Source organism: Microcella sp., from assembly GCF_051860105.1.
Taxonomy (GTDB): Bacteria; Actinomycetota; Actinomycetes; order Actinomycetales; family Microbacteriaceae; genus Microcella.
Map to the genome: position 1 here is coordinate 1 of NZ_JBHYEO010000024.1, position 15737 is coordinate 15737.

General features: G+C 72.6%; 15 protein-coding genes. 12 read left to right on the forward strand and 3 right to left on the reverse strand.

Annotation, left to right across the window (positions count from 1 at the left end):
- The 3 genes from ACTIE9_RS11290 to holA all read left to right on the forward strand — a co-directional run.
- The coding region (locus tag ACTIE9_RS11290; protein ID WP_439565675.1) for a ComEA family DNA-binding protein at positions 1-441 on the forward strand (441 nt) is incomplete at its 5' end.
- Positions 438-2816, forward strand: a complete 2379-nt coding sequence (locus tag ACTIE9_RS11295; protein WP_439565676.1) for a ComEC/Rec2 family competence protein — start codon at positions 438-440, stop codon at positions 2814-2816. The genes ACTIE9_RS11290 and ACTIE9_RS11295, both read left to right, overlap by 4 nt.
- Positions 2817-2826: 10 nt before the next feature.
- Entirely contained in the window at positions 2827-3858 is a 1032-nt protein-coding gene (holA, locus tag ACTIE9_RS11300; protein ID WP_439565677.1) for a DNA polymerase III subunit delta, read from the forward strand.
- Positions 3859-4129: 271 nt separating this feature from the next.
- On the opposite strand, the gene rpsT is transcribed toward holA, so the two are convergent.
- Complete coding sequence (gene rpsT / locus ACTIE9_RS11305) at positions 4130-4390, reverse strand: 30S ribosomal protein S20 (protein WP_439565678.1); 261 nt, start codon at positions 4388-4390, stop codon at positions 4130-4132.
- A gap of 216 nt (positions 4391-4606) precedes the next feature.
- Between rpsT and lepA the strand changes: the two genes are divergently transcribed.
- The 6 genes from lepA (at position 4607) to ACTIE9_RS11335 (ending at position 10707) form a co-directional block, all read left to right on the forward strand.
- Entirely contained in the window at positions 4607-6481 is a 1875-nt protein-coding gene (lepA, locus tag ACTIE9_RS11310; protein WP_439565679.1) for a translation elongation factor 4, read from the forward strand.
- A 10-nt stretch (positions 6482-6491) separates the two neighbouring features.
- Positions 6492-6980 (forward strand): heme-degrading domain-containing protein, encoded by a 489-nt coding sequence (locus tag ACTIE9_RS11315; protein ID WP_439565680.1) that lies wholly within the window; start codon positions 6492-6494, stop codon positions 6978-6980.
- Between the two features lie 282 nt (positions 6981-7262).
- Entirely contained in the window at positions 7263-7946 is a 684-nt protein-coding gene (locus ACTIE9_RS11320; RefSeq protein WP_439565681.1) for a DUF1990 family protein, read from the forward strand.
- A 15-nt stretch (positions 7947-7961) separates the two neighbouring features.
- Positions 7962-8390, forward strand: coding sequence for a hypothetical protein (locus ACTIE9_RS11325; RefSeq protein WP_439565682.1), 429 nt, complete (start codon positions 7962-7964; stop codon positions 8388-8390).
- Positions 8387-9331, forward strand: a complete 945-nt coding sequence (locus tag ACTIE9_RS11330) for a bifunctional riboflavin kinase/FAD synthetase (RefSeq protein ID WP_439565683.1) — start codon at positions 8387-8389, stop codon at positions 9329-9331. The genes ACTIE9_RS11325 and ACTIE9_RS11330 overlap by 4 nt, the downstream gene beginning before the upstream one ends.
- A complete protein-coding gene (locus ACTIE9_RS11335; RefSeq protein ID WP_439565684.1) occupies positions 9328-10707 on the forward strand; it encodes a flavin monoamine oxidase family protein in 1380 nt (459 codons plus the stop codon). The genes ACTIE9_RS11330 and ACTIE9_RS11335 overlap by 4 nt, the downstream gene beginning before the upstream one ends.
- Positions 10708-10714: 7 nt before the next feature.
- Here the strand turns inward: ACTIE9_RS11335 and ACTIE9_RS11340 are convergent, their stop codons facing one another.
- On the reverse strand, positions 10715-10987 hold the full coding sequence (locus ACTIE9_RS11340; RefSeq protein WP_439565685.1) for a hypothetical protein: 273 nt from the start codon (positions 10985-10987) through the stop codon (positions 10715-10717).
- Positions 10988-11332: 345 nt separating this feature from the next.
- Between ACTIE9_RS11340 and ACTIE9_RS11345 the strand changes: the two genes are divergently transcribed.
- Complete coding sequence (locus tag ACTIE9_RS11345) at positions 11333-12571, forward strand: MFS transporter (RefSeq protein ID WP_439565686.1); 1239 nt, start codon at positions 11333-11335, stop codon at positions 12569-12571.
- A gap of 13 nt (positions 12572-12584) precedes the next feature.
- Here ACTIE9_RS11345 and ACTIE9_RS11350 read toward each other — a convergent pair whose 3' ends face one another.
- A complete protein-coding gene (locus ACTIE9_RS11350) occupies positions 12585-13514 on the reverse strand; it encodes an ROK family protein (protein ID WP_439565687.1) in 930 nt (309 codons plus the stop codon).
- 206 nt (positions 13515-13720) lie between these two features.
- Between ACTIE9_RS11350 and ACTIE9_RS11355 the strand changes: the two genes are divergently transcribed.
- The gene (locus ACTIE9_RS11355) at positions 13721-14725 is read left to right on the forward strand and encodes a sugar-binding transcriptional regulator (protein ID WP_439565688.1); all 1005 of its coding nucleotides are present in this window, start codon (positions 13721-13723) and stop codon (positions 14723-14725) included.
- On the forward strand, positions 14722-15735 hold the full coding sequence (gene deoC, locus ACTIE9_RS11360; RefSeq protein WP_439565689.1) for a deoxyribose-phosphate aldolase: 1014 nt from the start codon (positions 14722-14724) through the stop codon (positions 15733-15735). Before ACTIE9_RS11355 ends, deoC begins: the two co-directional genes overlap by 4 nt.
- Positions 15736-15737: the final 2 nt, after the last annotated feature.

Consider the following 15737-nt stretch of genomic DNA (forward strand, 5'->3'; position numbering starts at 1 on the left):
GGGCCGACGGCTGCCGTCGAGGTCGTCGTGCTGCACGTGCTCGGCGCCGTCGTCGATGCGGGCATCGTCGAGCTGCCGCTCGGTGCCCGTGTGGTCGACGCGATCGCCGCCGCCGGTGGTCCGGCCGCCGATGCCGACCTCGCGGGCGTCAACCTCGCCCGGGTGGTCGTCGACGGCGAGCAGCTGCGCGTGCCGGTCGTCGGCGAGGTGCCCGCCGCAGCACCCGGGCCGCCCGGCGTCGCGAGCGACGGCCGCGTCAACCTCAACACGGCCGATGCCGCCGCCCTCGAGACGCTGCCCGGTGTGGGCCCCGCGATCGCCGCTCGCATCATCGCCTGGCGCGAGCAGAACGGGCCCTTCCGGAGCGTCGACGAGCTCACCGCCGTCAGCGGTATCGGTGAGCGGACGCTCGACGGCCTCCGCGACCAGGCGACCGTGTGACCCCGCCGCGCGCCATCGATGGCCGCCTCGCGCTGCCCGCCCTCGCCGGTTGGCTCGCCGCCCTCGCGCTCGTGGGGGCACCGGAAGCCGCGGCGCCCGTCGGGCTGGGCGCCCTCGCCCTCGCCGGTCTCGCGGTGGGGGTGCTGCGGCACCGGAGCCGTGCGGCGCGCACGATCGCGGTGGTCGCGGCGGGCATCCCGAGCGTCGTCGCAATCGCGGTCATCGCGGCGGCGGTCGCACTCGCGGCTCCGGCCCGCACGCCGCCGGTGCTGGCCTCCGCGCTCGACGGAGGCGGGTCGGTGGCCGCGGTGCTCGAGCTCGAGCAGTCGGGGGTCGCCCCGCCGCCCGGCCCGGGCTCGGGCTGGGGCGGGGTGAGCGCCGACGCGCTCATCGTGAGCGTCGTGCTCGACGACGCTCCGTCGATCGCGGTGCGGGTTCCCGTGCGCGTGCTCGGTCTCGAGGTCGGCGAGCGGCTGGCGCTCGGCACCCGGCTCGAGGGTCGCGTGCGGCTCATCGCCCTCGAGGCCGGCGACGACCGGGTCGCGCTCGTGCGGCCCGTCACCGCGCTCGAGCCCGTCGCCGCAGCGCCCCCGCTCGTGGCGGGCGCGGATGCCCTGCGCGCTGGCTTCCTCGCCCTCATGTCCGCCTTCGCGGGCGACGGGGCCGCGCTGCTGCCCGGCCTCGCCATCGGCGACACGACGGCCGTGAGCGACGACCTCGATGCCGCCATGAAGGCCAGCGCGCTCAGCCACCTCACCGCGGTCTCGGGCGCCAACTGCGCCATCGTCGTCGGGCTCGTGCTCGGCATCGGCGCGCTCGCCCGCTGGCCGCGCCCGGTGCGCGTCGGAGCGGCCCTGCTCGCGCTCGGCGGCTTCGTCGTGCTCGTGACCCCCGAGCCGAGCGTCGTGCGCGCGGCCGTCATGGCCGCGGTCGTGCTGCTCGCCCTCGTGAGCGGGCGCCCGGCGCGCGGCCTGCCCGTGCTCGGCATCGCCGTGCTCGGCATCATCGTGCTCGACCCCTGGATCGCCCGCGAGTACGGGTTCGCGTTGTCGGTGCTCGCCACGGCGGCGCTGCTCGTGCTCGCCGGCCCGCTCGCCGCGCTGCTCGCGCGCGTGCTGCCGGCGTGGCTCGCGCTCGCCATCGCCGTGCCGCTCAGCGCGCAGCTGGCGTGCCAGCCCGTGCTCATCCTGCTCGCGCCCGAGGTGCCGCTCAGCGGTGTCATCGCGAACGTGCTCGCGGCGCCCGCCGCCCCGGTGGCGACGATCGTGGGCATGATCGCGTGCCTGCTCGCGCCGGTCATCCCGCCGCTCGCCATGCTCGTCGCCGGACTGGCCTGGCTGCCCGCGGCCTGGATCGCGGGAGTCGCGCGCGTGACCTCGCAGCTGCCGGGCGCGCTGCTGCCGTGGCCCGAGGGGCTTGCCGGGGCGCTGCTGCTCGCGGGTCTGACCGTCGCGGGGCTGCTGGCCGCGGGCGTGCCGGCGCGGCTGGGCACTGCTCGGCTGCGTCGGCGGCTCGCCCTCGTGACCGCCGCGGTGCTCGTCGTCGTGATGGGGGCGACCGCGGGCACCGCCGCCCTGCGCACGCTCGGCCGCCCGGGCGACTGGGTCATCGCGCAGTGCGACATCGGGCAGGGCGACGCCGTGCTCGTGCGCAGCGCAGGCGCCGTCGCGCTCATCGACACGGGAGCCGAGCCCGAGCGCCTCTCCGCCTGCCTCGACACCCTCGGCGTCGGGCGCATCGACCTGCTCGTGCTCACCCACTTCGACCTCGACCACGCCGGGGGAACCCCCGCTGTGATCGGCCGCGTCGACCGAGCCCTGATCGGGCCGACGGACGGCCCGCTCGATGAGCACCTCGTCGACGCGCTCGTCGCCGGGGGAGCCGAGGTCGAGACCGTGGCGGCGGGAGCGCGCGGTCAGCTCGGCGACCACCGCTGGCGGGTGCTGTGGCCGCCCGCGCATCGCGGCGTCGAACCGGGCAACGACGCGAGCATCGTGCTCGAGCTGCGCGGGGCGACCTGCGGCGACTGCCCGAGCATGCTCGCCCTGGGCGACCTGGGGGCGGATGCCCAGCGCATGCTCGCCGCCGCGCAGCCGCTGGCCCCCGTCGACGTCGTCAAGGTCAGCCACCACGGCTCGCCCGATCAGCACGAGCCGCTCTACACAGACCTCGGGGCTCCCGTCGCCCTCATCGGCGTCGGGGCCGACAACACCTACGGCCACCCCGCTCCCGCCCTGCTCGAGGTGCTCGCGGGCGCCGGCTCGACGGTGCTGCGCAGCGACGTGCACGGCCTCGTGCTGCTCGCTCCCGCGGGCGGTTCAGAGGCAGGGCTCCGCCTCTGGAGCGAGCGCGGCGGCGTCGGCCCGCCTCGGTAGGCTGGCCGTCATGGCAGCGCCGAAGAAACCCGCCGGGTCCGCGCGGGTCGCGGCGAGCATCCCGCAGCTCGCATGGCACCAGATCCGCGCGGCGCCGGTCATCCTCGTGAGCGGGCCGGAAGACTTCCTGGCCGAGCGCGCGAGCCGCCTGCTGCGGGATGCCCTGCGCGAGCAGGACCCGAGCCTCGAGGTGCACGACCTGCGCGCCGACGCCTACGCGCCCGGTGAGCTCATCACCCTCGCGAGCCCCTCGCTGTTCGGCGAGCCGCGGCTGATCCGCATCGACGCGGCGGCGACCATGAACGACGCCTTCCTCGAGGAGGCGCTCGAGTACATCGCCGCGCCCGCCGACGAGGTCGTCGTGCTCATCCGCCACGGCGGGGGAGTGCGCGGCAAGAAGCTGCTCGACGCCATCCGGCAGGGCACGGGCGGCGGCATCGAGGTCGTGTGCGCCGCACTGACGCGCGACAACGACCGCGCCGACTTCGCGGCCGCCGAGTTCCGGCACGCGGGCCGCCCGATCGCGCCCGCCGCGCTGCGCGCGCTCGTGAGCGCCTTCACTTACGACCTCGCCGAGCTCGCCGGCGCGTGCCAGCAGCTGCTCGCCGACACCGAGGGCGAGATCACCGAGACGACCGTCGAGAAGTACTACGGCGGCCGTGTCGAGGTGAACTCGTTCGCCGTCGCCGATGCCGCGATCGCCGGCCGTCACGGCGAGGCGCTCGGCCTGCTGCGCCACGCGCTCGCGACGGGTGCCGACCCCGTGCCGATGGTCGCCGCGTTCGCGATGAAGCTGCGCACGATGGCGAAGGTCGGCGGCACCCGGGGCTCGGGCGGCCAGGTCGCCTCGCAGCTCGGCCTCGCCCCGTGGCAGGTCGACCGCGCCCGTCGCGACCTGCAGGGCTGGAGCGAGGAAGGGCTCGGCCGCGCCATCCTCACCGTCGCCGAGACCGATGCCGCCGTGAAGGGCGCGCAGCGCGACCCCGTGTACGCCCTCGAGAGCCTCGTGCGCGTCGTCGCCGACCGCGGTCTCGAGCTGTAGGGCAGCTCCGCGCGCGCTGCGGCGCGCGCGCCGTGACGGTAGAGTCGCGCTGCGGTGCGCTCTCTGCCTTTCGCGCACACGGTGGGTCGACCGTGTCGTGACTGTGCCGTTCGGCAGTCACCGTGCGAAACGGCGCACGTGCTGAGCCGAAACGCACGGTGTCGATAAGCGCAACTCAGCAGTCCGCCCACGGGTCAGGCCCGGGTCGCCATGCTCACGACAACGCCCCGTCGGCCAATGCCGACGGGGCGTTGCGACGTTCGAGGTGGGGCTAGAGCGCCGCGACCTTCTTGGCGATCGACGACTTGCGGTTCGCCGCCTGGTTCTCGTGGATGACGCCCTTGCTGACGGCCTTGTCGAGCTTCTTGGTCGCCGTCTTGAGGGCGGCCTCAGCGCTGGCCTTGTCACCCGAGGCGACCGCCTCGTTGGTGCGGCGGATGGCCGTCTTGAGTTCGCTCTTGATCGCCTTGTTGCGCTCCTGCGCCTTGAGGTTGGTCTTGATGCGCTTGATCTGCGACTTGATGTTTGCCACGTGTGTGCTTTCTTCGAGATGAACGGTGTGTGTGAGCGGCCGGGGTGGGGTGCCGGTGCGATGCGAGCATCGCGGCGAAATTCCCAGCCGCGTTCCGTGTCGAAAGAGAGAGGGCTTTCTGACACGCAAGCCAACCGCTTACGTTACCAGGTGCGGTGCGCGCTCGGCCACTCGACGGTCTGCCAGCCTCCCTATCGCATGGGAGAATGACACCAAATGTCTCCTCGCGCCCTCACGCCGCTCGCCCCCGCCGCGACCGACCCGACGCTGATCCGCAACTTCTGCATCATCGCGCACATCGATCACGGCAAGTCGACCCTCGCCGACCGCATGCTCGGCATCACGGGGGTCGTCAGCGACCGCGACATGCGCGCGCAGTACCTCGACCGCATGGACATCGAGCGCGAGCGCGGCATCACAATCAAGAGCCAGGCGGTGCGGATGCCCTGGGCTCTCGCTCCGGCGGAGGGCGGTAAGCCCGTCACGTACGCGCTCAACATGATCGACACCCCCGGGCACGTCGACTTCACCTACGAGGTGAGCCGCTCGCTCGCCGCGTGCGAGGGCGCCATTCTGCTCGTCGACGCGGCGCAGGGCATTGAGGCCCAGACGCTCGCCAACCTGTACCTGGCGCTCGAGAACGATCTGACGATCATCCCGGTGCTCAACAAGATCGACCTGCCGGCGGCCGACCCCGAGAAGTACGCGAAAGAGCTCGCGGGTCTCATCGGCGGCGACCCCGATCAGGTGCTGCGCGTGAGCGGCAAGACGGGTGCCGGCGTCGAGGGGCTGCTCGACGAGGTCGTGCGGCAGATCCCCGCTCCGACGGGCGACCCCGATGCTCCCGCCCGCGCGATGATCTTCGATTCGGTCTACGACTCGTACCGCGGCGTCGTCACCTATGTCCGCATGGTGGATGGCCGGCTGAGCCCGCGCGAGCGCATCCAGATGATGTCGACGCGGGCGACGCACGAGCTGCTCGAGATCGGCGTGAGCGCGCCCGAGCCGACCCCCAGCAAGGGGCTCGGCGTGGGCGAGGTGGGCTACCTCATCACCGGCGTGAAAGACGTGCGCCAGTCGAAGGTCGGCGACACCGTCACGAACGCGCAGAAGCCGGCGACGACGGCGCTCGCGGGCTACACCGACCCGAAGCCGATGGTGTTCTCGGGGCTGTACCCGATCGACGGCAGCGACTACCCGGTGCTGCGCGAGGCGCTCGACAAGCTCAAGCTGTCGGACGCTTCGCTCAACTACGAGCCCGAGACCTCGGTCGCGCTGGGCTTCGGGTTCCGCTGCGGATTCTTGGGGCTGCTGCACCTCGAGATCGTGACCGAGCGCCTCGAGCGCGAGTTCGGTCTCGACCTCATCTCGACGGCGCCGAGCGTGACCTACGAGGTGACGACCGACGACAAGAAGCAGTTCACGGTCACCAACCCGAGCGAGTTCCCGACCGGCGCGAAGATCGCCGCCGTGAGCGAGCCCATGGTGCGCGCGGCGATCCTCGCGCCGAAGGACTACGTCGGCACGATCATGGAGCTCTGCCAAAGCCGCCGCGGTTCGCTCATCGGCATGGACTACCTCGGTGAAGACCGGGTCGAGATCAAGTACACGATGCCGCTCGGCGAGATCGTGTTCGACTTCTTCGATCAGCTGAAGAGCAAGACGGCGGGCTACGCGAGCCTCGACTACGAGCCCGCGGGCGATCAGGAGGCCGACCTCGTCAAGGTCGACATCCTGCTGCAGGGCGAGGCGGTCGACGCGTTCAGCGCGATCGTGCACCGCGAGAAGGCCTACGCCTACGGCGTGCTCATGACCGAGCGCCTCAAGAAGCTCATCCCGCGCCAGCAGTTCGAGGTGCCCATCCAGGCCGCGATCGGCGCGCGCATCATCGCACGCGAGTCGATCAGCGCGATGCGCAAAGACGTTCTGGCCAAGTGCTACGGCGGTGACATCACCCGCAAGCGCAAGCTGCTCGAGAAGCAGAAAGAGGGCAAGAAGCGCATGAAGATGGTGGGCCGCGTCGAGGTGCCGCAGGAGGCGTTCATCGCCGCGCTCTCGGGCGACGTCGAGAAGGCGAAAGAGAAGAAGTAGGGCCGGCATCGTGGATGCTGCGCCCCGCCCCGCGCTCGACGAGCTCATTGCCGAGGTCTTCGCGCAGGAGGAGCGCCTGCAGTTCACCGAGTTCAGCCACGAGCACGCGTGGATGCTCGGTGCACGGCTGCGGGAGAGCGCGCTTGAGCGGGGCCAGGCGATCACGATCGACATCGCGCTCGGCGAGCAGCGGCTGTTCCACTGCGCCCTGCCCGGCACCTCGGCGCACAACGACGTGTGGATCGAGCGCAAGAAGCGCACGGTGCGCGAGTTCGGCGCGTCAAGCTACCTCGTGGGCCTGCGCTTCCCGATTCTCGACAACCACGTTCTCGAGCACGCGCCGTGGATGGACCCGATGCAGTTCTCGGGCCACGGCGGCGGGTTCCCGCTTGCGATCCGCGGTGTCGGCGTCGTCGGCACGATCGCCGTGTCGGGCCTGCCGCACGAGGTCGACCACGCGCTCATCGTCGAAGCGCTGAGCGAGCACCTCGGCGCCTGAGCGCGCACCGCACCGTCGAGCCGGGAACCCGCGCGCAGAACGTTCCCGAATCCAAGGACTTCTGAACGACGTGGGTCGCTGGAGTCCTTGCATTCGGGAGTGTGCCGGGGTGGTGCGGCCGGGAACGCAGCGTTGGGGTGTGCGGGGCGCGTGAGCGGAGTGCACGGGCACGGGCCGAGGTGGTGAGCGCGGAGCGCACGGGACGAGGTGGTGAGCGCGGAGCGCACGGGCCGAGGTGGTGAGCGCGGAGCGCTCTCGGGTTCGCGCCGTACGCTGGAGAGCGTGACCGCCGACACCACTCGCGACCGCGACCGCCAGCTGCAGCCGGTGACGTATGCGGCCGTCGGCGCGACGCAGGCTCCCGACCTCATGCAGTACCCGCCGACGGGCTACCGGCCGCTCGAGCAGCGCGGCCGCATCGGGCACGGCGACGCGCGCTGGGCATACGCGGTCGATGAGCTGCTCACGGGCGGCGTCTACCGCGGGGCCGGCATGGGCGTGCGCATCACCCCAGTGACCGCGGGAGATGCCGAGCTCACCTACAGCCACGTCGAGTTCGACGCCGCGGGCGAGCCGGTCGAGCCGGCGCACGTCGGCGCATCCGACGAGGTCTACACCGCGAGCGGCGCCCGGCATCTGCGCCCGGGCGACATCGTCGTCGTGGGCCTGGAGGTGGGGAGCGCGCTGTGGCTGCCGCTGCCGGGCCGGGTCGTGCTGCTGGAGGAGGCCGAGCGGCGCGTCATGTACGCGGTCGGCACCTTGCCCGGGCATCCCTTCTCCGGAGAAGAGACGTTCACGCTGGAGCAGACCGACGACGGCTCGGTGTGGCTCACCGTGCGCAGCTTCGCGCGGCCCGCGGCCTGGTGGGGATGGCCGCTGGTGCCCGGGCTGCTGCTCGCGCGCATCCTCATCGCCCGCCGCTTCCTGCGCGCGCTCATGGGCACGATCTCCGCTCAGCCGGCCTGACCTAGGCTGAGAACGATGAGCGACGAACCCCGCCCGACGAGCGCCGGCATCGGCCGCGTGCTGATCGCCGTGTACGGCATCCTGGCCCTGGCAGCGATCGGCCGATCGGTCTACCAGATCGCCACCAAGTTCGACGAGGCCCCGGTGGCCTACGGTCTCTCGGCACTCGCTGCCGCTGTCTACGTGCTCGCGACCGTGGCGCTCGTCGCCCGGGGTGCCGCGTGGTTCCGCGTCGCGGTCATCGCCATCGCCTTCGAGCTCGCGGGCGTGCTCATCGTCGGCACGCTCAGCATCATCGACCCCGCCCTGTTCCCCGACGACACCGTCTGGAGCCAATTCGGGCGCGGCTACGCCTTCATCCCGCTCGTGCTGCCCGTGCTCGGACTGCTGTGGCTGCGCCGCGTCGCGCAGGCCCGCCGGGCCCCCGCCGAGGTGACCGCATGACCGGCATCGTCGTGCACGGCATCGAGAACCTGCCGCAGGATGCCCGGCCGAGCGCCGTCACGACCGGCAAGTTCGACGGCGTGCACCGCGGGCACCGGGCTGTGCTCGAGCAGCTCACCGCCGAGGCCGAGGGTCGCCGCACCGTCGTCATCACCTTCGACCGCCACCCGGCCGCGGTGCTGCAGCCGGAGAGCGCGCCCGAGACGCTGCTGAGCGTCGCGCAGAAGACCGAGGCGCTCATCGACGCCGGGGTCGACGTCGTCGTCGTGCTGCCGTTCACCCCCGCGTTCGCGGCGCTCACGGCCGACGAGTTCGTCGACCAGGTTCTCGTGCGCGGCCTGCACGCGGAGCGGGTGCTCGTCGGCAGCGACTTCCGCTACGGCGCCCGCGGAGCCGGCACGGTCGAGACGCTGCGTGCGGCGGGCGACCGCGCGGGGTTCGCCGTCGCGCTCGTCGACGACGTGTGCGAGCTCGACGGAACGCGCGTGTCGTCCACGGGCATCCGCACCCTGCTCGAAACCGGCCGCCTCGACGAGGCGACCGAGGCGCTGGGCCGGCCCCACCGCATCCGCTCGCTCGTCGTGCCCGGCCACCAGCGCGGCCGCGAGCTGGGATACCCGACCGCGAACCTCGCCCGTGACGCGGAAGGCTGCATTCCCGCCGACGGCGTCTACGCCTGCTGGTTGCACGTGGAGGGCGAGCGCTACGGAGCCGCCGTCTCGATCGGCAACAACCCGACCTTCGGCGACGTGCCCGAGAAGACCGTCGAAGCCCACGCGATCGACGTGCACCTCGACTTGTACGGCAAGACGGTCGAGCTCGAGTTCGTGGCCTACATCCGCTCGATGCACAAGTTCGAGTCGGCGGATGCCCTCGCGGAGCAGATGGGCCGTGACGAGTTGCGCATCCGCGAGATCCTGGGCCTGCCCGCACCGGCGTGAGCACGATCACCCGCCGTCAGTTCGGGGCCGTGGCCGTGGGTTCGACCGCCGCGGCCGCATTCGCCGCGTGCACGCCGTTCGGCGCGGCGTCGAGCACTCGCGGTGAGGGGCTCACGGTCGTCGTGGTGGGCGCGGGCGTCGCAGGCCTCTCGGCGGCCCGGGATCTGCGCCGCGCGGGCGCCGAGGTCATCGTGCTCGAAGCGCGCGACCGCATCGGCGGCCGCACCGCGACCCTCGTGCGCGAGGGGTTCGCGCTCGACCTCGGAGCCTCGTGGATCCACGGCGTCGACGGCAACCCCGTCACAGAGCTCGTCGACGAGGCGGGACTGGTGCTCATCGAGACCGACGTCGCCTCGTCGATCGGGTTCGATGCCGCGACCGCGAGCGGGCTCGTCGACGACGCCGCGCTCGCGCGCGCCGGGGCGCGGCTCGATGCCGCCGTCGAGTCGGGCTACGACACCGACGTCGACCAGCCGCTGCGGCTCGTCGTCGACGATGCCGTGCGCGGAGCGACGGCGGACGAGGCGCGGCTCGTGCGCTACCTCGCGGCCAGCGCGATCGAGAACGAGTACGCGGGGTCGATCGATCAGCTCTCGTCGTGGTGGTTCGACGACGCCGGAGGGTATGGCGGAGGCGACGCCATGATCGAGGGCGGCTACGCCCAAGTGCCCGCGCTGCTCGCGGACGGGCTCGACGTGCGGCTGGGTGCCGTCGTCACGGCCGTGAGCTGGGGTGCCGACGGGGTGGTCGTGCAGACGCTCTCCGACGTGGTCGAGGCCGACGCGGTCGTCATCACGGTGCCGCTCGGCGTGCTGCAGGCGGGCGCGATCGTCGTCGACCCGCCGCTGCCCGAGCCCCAGCAGGCGGCGATCGCCGCCCTCGGCATGGGGGTGCTCAACAAGGTGTTCCTGCAGTTCGACGACGTGTTCTGGGACGACTCGGTCGACTGGATCGGCATCGTGCCGCCCGAGGGCGCCGACCCATGGGTCGACTGGGTGACGGTCGGCCGCGCCGACGGCGTTCCCGTGCTGCTCGGCTTCGCAGCGGGCGACCTGGGCCGGCGCGTCGACGCGATGAGCGACGAGCAGGCCGTGGCGAGCGCGCTCGCCACGCTGCGCAGCGCCTACCCCGGGGCCCCCGACCCGGTCGACGCGCTCGTCACGCGCTGGGGGGCCGACGAGTTCGCCCGCGGCTCCTACTCGTTCGCCGCGGTCGGTTCAGACCCGGCAAGGCGCGACGACCTCGCGGCGTCCGTCGACGGCCGCCTGCACCTGGCGGGCGAGGCGACCTCGCGCGAGCATCCGTCGACCGTGCACGGTGCCCTGTTGTCGGGCCGCCGGGCCGCCGAGAACCTGCTCGGCGACCTCGGCGGCTGACCGCGCGTCAGCCCTGCAGCAGGTTCTTGAGCGGAACCTTGGCGCCGTTCTTGATGTCGTCGATCGTCGAGTCGGGAATGTCTTTGATGAGCGGCAGGTCGAGGTCTTTCGCCCAGCCGCTGACCGTGTCGAGGATCTGATCGGTGTCGAGGCCCTTGAGCGTCGGCTGAATCTGCTCCCACAGGGGCTGCAGCGCGGCGAGGTCGAAACCCTTCCCGCTCATCAGGTCGCCGACCACGTCGCCGATATCACCCAGGTCGAAACCGTCGTTCTGCGCCATGCGCGCTCTCCTTGCCGTTGCCGTCGGGCCGCATGCCCGATCATCGCTCAGCCTAGGTCGCGGTCTCGATCAGCGGGAGTGCCGGAATCGGAGTCGGGCGGCACATCGGCGCGTCCGGCGAGGAAGAGCACGATCGCCGCACCGGGCGCCCGCAGCTCGGGCCCCGCGAACCCCGCCGCCCGCACATGCAGCGCGCTCGCGAGCGCATCGGTCCCGAGCTGACCCCCGCGTCGTCGGCGCGGTCGCGATTGCTCAGCGGCAGGAAACGGGCCCAGTCGGTCACGGGGTCAGCCTAGGTCGAGCGGCGGCACCTGTCAGCGTGCGGGTGCGACCTAGGATGAGCGGGTGACCGACGCTCCCTCCGGCCGCCGCTCGGAGCTGCTGCTCGGTGTCGTCGCCATCGTGCTCATCGCCGCGACGATGCGCCTCCCGGTAGCCGCCCTATCACCGCTCGCCGGGCGCATCGACGCCGACATCCCGCTGAGCGCGCTCGCGCTCGGGGCGCTCGGCACCGCTCCGCCCATCGCCTTCGCGCTCGCGGGCGTGCTCGCGCCGCGCCTCGCGCGCCGCCTGCAGCTCGAGCCGACCCTGCTGCTCGCCATGCTCGCGATGATCGCCGGGCACCTCGTGCGCGCGGCGGCCGTCGACTTCGCGATGCTGCTCGCCGGCACGCTCGTGCTGCTGCTCGGCGCCGGGTTCGGCAACGTGCTGCTGCCCGCGGCCGTGAAGAAGGTCACGCCGAACCGCATCGGAACCATGACCGCGGTCTACGCGATGATCATGTCGATCGGCGCCGCCGTGCCGCCGCTCGTCGCCGTTCCGCTCGCCGAACTCGCCGACTGGCGGCTGTCGCTCGCCATCTGGGCGGCCTTCGTCGCGATCGCCCTGGTGCCGTGGGTCGCCCTCGCGGCGCGCGAGGTGCGGGCGCATCGACGGCGGCGCGCGGCGGTCGCCGCCGACGGGATGCCCGGGGCCGAGCCCACCCGGCCGCGTCGAGCCGCACTCCTCCGGTCGCCGACGCTCTGGGGCATCGGCATCCCGTTCACGATCTCGAGCATCTCGGCCTACGCCGGCTTCGCCCTGCTGCCGCCGATGCTGCGGGAGATCGCGGGCGTCGGGGAGGCGGAGGCGGGCGCTCTGCTCGCCCTCCTGGGCTTCCTCGGCCTGCCGCTCGCCGCGATCGGGCCCGTGCTCGCCGCGCGCCTGCGCACGCCGACTCCGCTGCTGGTGGCCTCGACGGCTCTGTTCGCCACGGCCTACGCGGGGCTGCTGCTCGGGCCCGAGGCGGCGACCCTGCTGTGGATGATCGCCCTCGGGCTCGGCTACATCACCTTCCCGATGTGCCTCGCCCTCTTCGCCCTGCGCACGCGCACGCCGGCGATGGCGAGCACCGTGAGCGGTGCGGTGCAGACGGTCGGCTACGCGATCGCTGCTCTCGCGCCGCTGCTGCTCGGTGCCCTGCGCGACAGCACCGGATCGTGGAGCCCGGCGATCGCCGTGCTGCTGGTGCTGTCGTTCGCCAACCTCATCGCCGTGCCGCTTCTCGGCCGTCGCGGCCTGGTCGACGACGAGCTCGGTCGCTAGACGCGCAGGCTCGTCAGCCGAGCAGCTCGGCGCGGTGCACGAGCGCCGCGGCTCCCACGAGCGGGCCCTCGCCGCTCAGCCCCGACGCGACGACGCGCGTCTTGGTGACGAAGCCGAATTCGCTGTGGCCCGCCACCGCGGCGCCGACGAGGGCAATGTAGTCATCGCTCACGTGGCTGAAACCGCCGCCGATAGCGACGATGTCGAGGTCGACGAGAGCGCTCGCGCTCGCGATGGCCCGGCCGACGGCGGTCGCCGAACGCTCGATGGCGGCGCGCGCAACGCTGTCGCCGGCGGCAGCCGCAGCGGCGAGATCCTCTCCCGTCTCGCCGGTGAACCCCTGCGTGCGGGCCCACGCGACGGTGCGAGGCCCCGACGCGATAGCCTCGAGGCAGCCGCGCGCGCCGCACGCGCACGGGTCGTCGAACCCGGCGACGGCCACGTGGCCGATGTGGCCGGCGTTGCCGGTCGGGCCCGCGATGACGCGGTCGCCGAGGATCAGCCCGCCTCCGACACCGGTCGACACGATCATGCCCATGACGTTCGACTCGCCCTGCGCCGCACCGAGCCAGACCTCGGCGAGGGCGATGCAGATGCCGTCCATGCGCAGAGTGACGGGCAGCCCGGTCACCTGCTGCTCCACGAGGGCCCCGAGTGGGTAGTCGCGCCAGGCTCCGAGGTTCAGGGGCGAGACGTCGCCCGTGGTGCCCGCGATCGGGCCCGCGCTGCCGATGCCGGCGCCGAGCAGGGTCGCGCCGTCGGGGAGGGTCGCGAGGGCATCCCGCACCGCATCGGTCACGGCGGCGGCGAGCTCATCGCTCGTCGAGGAGGCGCCGGTCGGTCGGCGATGGCGCGACCCGGCGAGCAGCGCACCGGTCTCGTCGACGAGCGCCGCCTCGACCTTGGTGCCGCCGAGGTCGACGGCGAGGGCGTAGTCGGTCACGGGTGTCCTTCCGCGAGAAGCCGGCGGGGCCGGGAGGGGCGAACGACCGCACGGCGGTCACTCTCAGCGTACTCACGCGCGCGAGCACTCCGCGGCGCGAATCTGCTCATGTGAGCAGACCGTGCAACAAATGTTGGTAGTCGTGCCGGAGCCCGCCTAGCCTGGGGATACGAGCCCCGCACGCCGACTGGGAAGGACGCTCTCGCATGGTCCCTGCCGAGACCGCCGCAGCCACCGAGCTGCTCGCCGTGCGCGCCGCCGAGCTCTACTACGAGGAGAACAAGACGCAGGACGAGATCGGCGCCATCCTGCGCGTCACGCGCTGGAAGGTGGGTCGGCTGCTCGCCCAGGCGCGCGAGCGCGGCATCATCCGTATCGAGATCGTGCACCCGCGGGCCCGCCGCCTCGCCCTCGAGCGCGACCTCACGGCGCGGTTCGGCCTGAAAGATGCCGTGGTCGTGCCCGCCCCGGCCGACGACGCCGAGCTGCAGGCGCGCGTGAGCGAGGCCGCCGCCGACTACCTCGTGAGCCACCGGCCCGTGCCGCGCCTGCTCGGCGTCAGCTGGGGCCGCACACTGCACCAGGTGGCCGAGGCCCTGCCGACGGGCTGGTCGACCGCGGTCAACGTCGTGCAGATCAACGGCGGCGTGAGCCTCAGCAAGCGCCCCGGCACGGCCGCCGCGACGGCCGTCATGATCGCGCAGAAGGCTGGCGGGCAGGCCACCCTGTTGCCGAGCCCCGCCATTCTCGAGCGCCTCGAGACCAAGAAGGCCATCGAGGGCGACCGCACGGTCGGCGGCGTGCTCGGCATGGCCCGCGGCGCCTCGGCCTACCTCTACAGCGCGGGCGTCGCCGACACCAGCTCGGTGCACGTCGACAGCGGCTATCTCACCTCCGCCGACATCGCCCGGCTCGTCGAGCGCGGTGCCGTCGGCGATGTCATCGGCCGGTACATCACGGCCGACGGCACGATCGCCGACCCTGAACTGGATGCTCGCACGCTCGGCCTCGGCCTCGAAGAGCTGCGCAGCGCTCCCACGAGCATCCTCGTGATCGGCGGTGAGCCGAAGCACGCCGTCGCTCGCGCCATCGTCACGCACGGGCTCTGCTCCGTGCTCGTCACCGACGAGCACACCGCGCGCGCCCTGCTGGGCGACGCCGGCACCGACCTCGAATCCGCCACCGCAGCATCCCGAGAGGACGCCTCATGACCATCACCCACCCCGTCGGCATCCAGCCGGCGGAACGCGCCGTGCGCCTGCTCGGCGGCGACCTGACCGAGACGGCCCTGCGGCTGCACCTCGACGGCCTCACGGGCGTCGACGCCGTCGGCCTCGAGCAGCGCGCCGCGGGCCTCAGCACGCGCTCGATCAAGACGAGCTCGAAGGCCTGGGCCCTCGACACCATCATCCGCACGTGCGACCTGACGACGCTCGAGGGTGCCGACACCCCCGGCAAGGTGCGCTCGCTCGTCGCGAAGGCGATCACGCCCGACGCGAGCGACCCGACGACGCCGAGCGTCGCGGCCGTGTGCGTCTACGGCGACATGGTGCCCTACGCCGTCGAGGCGCTCGGCAGCCGGCACGCCGCCGGCGGAACCGAGGGCATCCAGGTGGCCGCCGTCGCGACCGCCTTCCCCTCCGGCCGCGCGAGCCTCGCCATCAAGCTCGCCGACACGCGCGACGCGGTCGCCGCGGGCGCCGATGAGATCGACATGGTCATCGACCGCGGGGCCTTCCTGGCCGGCAACTACGGGCTCGTGTTCGACCAAATCGTCGCCGTGCGCGAGGCCTGCATCCGCCCCGACGGCAGTCACGCGCACCTCAAGGTCATTCTCGAGACGGGCGAGCTGCAGACGTACGACAACGTCAAGCGGGCATCCTGGCTCGCCATCCTCGCCGGGGCCGACTTCATCAAGACCTCGACGGGCAAGGTGAGCCCTGCGGCCACGCTGCCCGTCACGCTGCTCATGCTCGAGGTGATCCGCGACTGGCACCGACTGACTGGCGAGAAGATCGGCATGAAGCCGGCCGGCGGCATCCGCGCCTCGAAAGACGCCGTGCGCTACCTCGTCACGGTCGCCGAGACCGTGGGCGAAGAGTGGCTAACCCCCCAGCTGTGGCGCTTCGGCGCCTCGAGCCTGGTGAACGACGTGCTGCTGCAGCGCCAGAAGATGCGAACCGGTCACTACAGTGGCCCCGACTACGTGACGGTGGACTAGAT

What these genes read in the sequence shown, in the direction of transcription:
- ACTIE9_RS11340 (WP_439565685.1), bottom strand. Translation starts at nt 10,987, where the DNA reads ATGGCGCAGAACGACGGTTTCGACCTGGGTGATATCGGCGACGTGGTC.
- ACTIE9_RS11325 (WP_439565682.1), top strand. Translation starts at nt 7,962, where the DNA reads ATGAGCGACGAACCCCGCCCGACGAGCGCCGGCATCGGCCGCGTGCTG.
- deoC (WP_439565689.1), top strand. Translation starts at nt 14,722, where the DNA reads ATGACCATCACCCACCCCGTCGGCATCCAGCCGGCGGAACGCGCCGTG.
- ACTIE9_RS11330 (WP_439565683.1), top strand. Translation starts at nt 8,387, where the DNA reads ATGACCGGCATCGTCGTGCACGGCATCGAGAACCTGCCGCAGGATGCC.
- lepA (WP_439565679.1), top strand. Translation starts at nt 4,607, where the DNA reads ATGTCTCCTCGCGCCCTCACGCCGCTCGCCCCCGCCGCGACCGACCCG.
- ACTIE9_RS11355 (WP_439565688.1), top strand. Translation starts at nt 13,721, where the DNA reads ATGGTCCCTGCCGAGACCGCCGCAGCCACCGAGCTGCTCGCCGTGCGC.
- holA (WP_439565677.1), top strand. Translation starts at nt 2,827, where the DNA reads ATGGCAGCGCCGAAGAAACCCGCCGGGTCCGCGCGGGTCGCGGCGAGC.